The 4,097-nt window shown below is 69.3% G+C and carries 3 protein-coding genes and 1 pseudogene; 3 read left to right on the top strand and 1 reads right to left on the bottom strand.

Translation table 11 applies throughout. The annotated features are described in order from the left end of the window. Nucleotides 1-854, top strand: an 854-nt coding sequence (locus DD1DGNOD_RS22600) for a serine hydrolase domain-containing protein (RefSeq protein ID WP_241255926.1), incomplete at its 5' end; no start/stop codon positions are given. A gap of 137 nt (nucleotides 855-991) precedes the next feature. Continuing rightward, entirely contained in the window at nucleotides 992-2,218 is a 1,227-nt protein-coding gene (locus tag DD1DGNOD_RS22595) for a YihY/virulence factor BrkB family protein (protein WP_131770997.1), read from the top strand. Nucleotides 2,219-2,691: 473 nt separating this feature from the next. On the opposite strand, the pseudogene DD1DGNOD_RS22590 reads toward DD1DGNOD_RS22595, so the two are convergent. After that, nucleotides 2,692-3,768, bottom strand: a pseudogene (locus DD1DGNOD_RS22590) (D-alanyl-D-alanine carboxypeptidase family protein); the annotation flags it as partial. Between DD1DGNOD_RS22590 and DD1DGNOD_RS27440 the strand changes: the two are divergent. Next, nucleotides 3,705-3,974 (top strand): hypothetical protein, encoded by a 270-nt coding sequence (locus DD1DGNOD_RS27440; RefSeq protein WP_165035233.1) that lies wholly within the window; start codon nucleotides 3,705-3,707, stop codon nucleotides 3,972-3,974. The pseudogene DD1DGNOD_RS22590 and the gene DD1DGNOD_RS27440 overlap by 64 nt on opposite strands. The last annotated feature ends 123 nt before the right edge of the window (nucleotides 3,975-4,097 follow it).

Here is a 4,097-nt window from a genome sequence, read left to right as displayed (position 1 = left end):
CCGGTGCTGCCTCCGGCTCCGGTGCTGCCTCCGGCTCCGGCGGTGTCTCCGACACCGCCCCCGATGCTGCCGCTGGTGGTGTCCCCGGCGCGGTCACGGTCGGTGGGTTGGTCGGGGATGCGGACAGGTTGTTCCGGTTGGCGTCGGTGTCGAAGCTGCTGTCCGCCTACGCGGTGCTGATCGCCGTGGAGGAAGGGGTGTTCGGCCTCGACGATCCCGCGGGTCCGCCGGGTTCGACCATCGCGCACCTGCTCGCCCACACCTCGGGTCTGGAGTTTTCCGGCAGCCGGGTGCTGGCCGGCCCCGGGCGGCGCCGGGTGTACTCGAACACCGGTTTCGACGTCCTCGGCGAGACGCTCCAGAAGGCGTCCGGGATCGTGTTCGCCGACTACCTCGCCGAGTCCGTGTTCACGCCGCTGGGTATGGACTCCTCCGAGCTACGGGGTTCGCCCGCGCACGCGGTGTGGTCGAACATGCACGATATGATCCGTTTCGCCGCCGAGCTGCTGGCGCCGCGGTTGCTGGCCCCCTCCACCTTTGCGCTGGCAACGTCGGTGGCCTTTCCGGGGACCGCTGGTGTGCTGCCCGGCTTCGGCGTGCAGAAGCCGAACGACTGGGGGCTCGGCTTCGAGATCCGCGGCGGGAAACAGCCGCACTGGACGGGGAGCACCAATTCTCCCGCTACTTTCGGGCACTTCGGCCGGAGTGGGACGTTTCTGTGGGTTGATCCCGCGGTGAGGTCGGCCTGTGTGGCCCTGACCGACCGTGAGTTCGGCACCTGGGCGGCGGAAGTGTGGCCGGTACTGTCCGACGATGTGGTGGCCGCTGTCCGCATGGCCGGCATCCCGCGCTGAGCGTGCTCTCCTTGTTGGCGTGCTCCCCTTGCTTGCTGGCGTGGTCTCCTTACCGAGGGGACGCCTGCTGAGGGGACGCCGTCGTTCGAGCGGCATCCCGGCGTGACGGCGTCGGGGGTGATGGGTAGTTAGCACTGGTGGCTAACCCGATCAGTGCGGTCCGCTCCGGGGCACGGAAAGTGTCCGATGCCGCGGGCTCCGTGCGCCGCAGAAGACCCTTTGTCGACCATGCCGTGCGCGGCTACCACCGATATATCGAGGACGGCGGCGACCGGCTCTCGGCGGCCGCAACGTATTTCGCCTTTCTGTCCTTCTTTCCGCTGGTCGCCCTGGCCTTCTCGATCACGGGGTTCGTGGTCGACGCCTATCCCGACGTCCAGCAGGAGATGATCAAAAAGATCAACGATTACTTGCCGGGAATGGCGGACAAACTCGATGTCACCGGCATCGGCAACGCCAAGGTCGGTGCCGGCCTGATCGGTCTGGCCGGCCTGCTGCTGGCCGGCCTGGCCTGGATCGACGCGTTGCGGGACGCCATCCGGATCATCTGGCATCAGAGCGTGGACGTCGGCAACGTGCTGGCACGCCGGGCGAAGGACATCGGCGTCCTGGCCGGGCTCGGGGTGATTGTGTTCGCCTCCATCGCGGTGACCAGTCTCGCCACCTCGGTGTCGGGGACGTTCCTGGAGTGGATCGGCCTGGCCGGCAGCACTGCCGCGGCGGTGGTGACCGCGCTGCTCGCTCTCGGTATCGCGTTGGCGCTGGATGTAGCGATTTTCCTGTGCCTGTTCCTCTGGTTGCCGCTGATCACCGACCGCCGCCGTGCGATGCGAGGGGCCTTGCTCGGCGCCGTCGGGGTGGAGATTCTCAAGCTGCTCGGAACCTGGCTGGTCGGGATGACAACCCGCAATCCCGTTTACGGAACGTTCGCGGTGATCATCGGTCTGCTCATCTGGATCAACATCGTGATGCGCTGGACACTCCTGGTCACGGCGTGGACGGTGACCGCTCCCTACGCGTCCGACATCCTGCCGTCCGGCACCGCTGAGGCCGTCCCGTCCGGTACCGGCGATGCCGTCCCGTCCGGTACCGCTGCGCCGGATGGCCGGCCTGAAGACGTCGGCAGGGACGCTGCCGGCAAGGACGGTGCCGGCAGGAATGGTGGTGCCGGCAGGGACGGTGGTGCCGGCGCGGGGTCACCGGCCAGGCCTGCCGAATCGCCCGCTGATTCGCCCACCGGATCGTCGCCCACCGGATCGTCGTCTGCTGGATCATCCGCTCGATCACCTGCTGGGTCCTTCCGCGACCCGGTGGACTCTCCGGCCGTCCGGCCCGGATCGCCATCGCCGTCACCACGCCGTTGAGTGACGATCCGGACGAGTCCGGTATCCGATTCCGTGATCGAGGCGATGGAGGCGAGCGAGTCCTGTGTCACGGCAGGTTGCGCCGCCATGCCGGGCAGCGCGCCGATGCTGGGGAACGGCCGCCGCCGCGCAAGGCGCCGGCGCAGGGTCAGTATCGCGGCGATCAGCGTTACCGCGACGGCGATCCAGGTGACCAGGCCGACGGCGTGACCGCCGGCGCCGGACGTTTCGTCTGCGCCGTCCTCGTCATGGCTGCTGGCGTCCCTGCTGTGACCGGTGCCTGTTCGCGGCGGATCGCCGGCGGCTGCGGCGGCTGCGGCGGCTGCGTCGGCCACCGGGACGGCATGCGATGCCGCGTCGGCCTGCGTAGCCAGCCGTCCGACCGGAGTGATCGAATCGACGTACGCGAACCCCCAGTCGAACAGGGCACGGGCATCCTTGGCGTATGCCGGGACCGCCCGCAGCATGGTGACGATGAGGGTGTGGTTACCGCGCCGGACCGCACCGACGTAGGTGGCACCCGCCGCAACGGTGTAGCCGTTCTTGACGCCGATCGTCCCCGGATAGGAACTGAGCAGGTCGTTGTGGTTCTGGATCTGGAAGGACGCGCCGTCGCGGCCACGGACGGTCGCTCGCGGGATCGTCAGGAATCCCCTGACGGCGGGGCTCGTGAGGGCGGCCCTGCCCAGCAATGCAAGATCGTATGCTGATGTCGTCTGACCGGGGGCGTCCAGGCCGCTGGGGTCCCCGGCGTGGGTGTTGCGGGCGTTCAGATCCGCCGCGATCCGGTTCATCATCGTGATCGTGGCTGCGGTGCCACCGGCGGCTTCGGCGAGCGCGACGGCCGCGTCGTTGCCACTTGCGACGATCATGGCAGTGGCCAGCTCGGCGACGGTATAGGTCATTCCCGGGACAAGGCCGACCCTGGTCCCGTCGACCCTCGCGGCCGCGTCACTGATTGTCACCTCCTGGGCCGGCGACAGGTGCGGCAGCACGGCGAGCGCGGTCAGGATCTTGAGTGTGCTCGCCGGCAGGTACTGGCCGTGCGCGTCCCGCGCCGCGAGCACCGCGCCACTGTCGGCGTCGGCGACGAGCCATGCGGCGGCCGCGATCTCCGGGGGAGGCGCCAGCGCCTGTGGGCTGACCGCCACACCGTGATCCGCGAGCGCCGGGCCGCCGAGGGTGTCCGGCGGGGACACCGGCGTCGCCACCGCGGTGGCGGCAACTGGCCTGCTGGTCGGGACGGCGGCGATCAGCCATCCCGTCAGGGATGCCACCAGGAATGCGATCAGGGGGATGAGTAGGACCAGGGTCGGGCGGCCCGTTGCTGGCGTGCTGAAGCGTCGGCGAGTCCGAAGCACCCAGCCAATGTTACTGTCGGTCACACCATCGGGAGCGCAGATGCTCTGCCGTGTCGCGGTCCAGGCAGTATCAGTGTCAGCACGGTGATGATGGTAGGCGATTACGCAACTCGCCGGGCAGGGTCGTGACGACGGCGTCCACCACGGCGTCGAGGGCGACGCGCTGGCCGGCGGTGTGGAACGCCGCATCCCGGAAGCTGATGCGGCTCTCCCAGCTTGCCGGTATGGGGGCTCGGCTGGACGGTGAGCGGGTGGACGGTGAGCGCGGCGTGCAGCGCCCGCCGGCAACCAGCGCACGGACCGTCGTCGGGGCTGTCGGGGCTGTCGGGGCTGTCGGGGCTGTCGGGGCTGTCGGGGTCGTCCGGGTTGTCGCAGCCCAGCAGTCCGAGCAGTAGCAGGAGCCGGGCGGCGCGCTGCAGGTCGAAGGGTGACAGAGATGCGTCCCGCATGCGCGGGCGTCTGTGTCGGTGCATCGGAATGTGTCGGAGGGGGATGGTGGATGCGTCAGCGTGTCCAGC

Source organism: Candidatus Protofrankia californiensis (genome assembly GCF_900634765.1).
GTDB classification, from domain to species: Bacteria; Actinomycetota; Actinomycetes; order Frankiales; family Frankiaceae; genus Protofrankia; species Protofrankia californiensis.
This window is presented reverse-complemented; position numbering and strand designations above follow the sequence as displayed.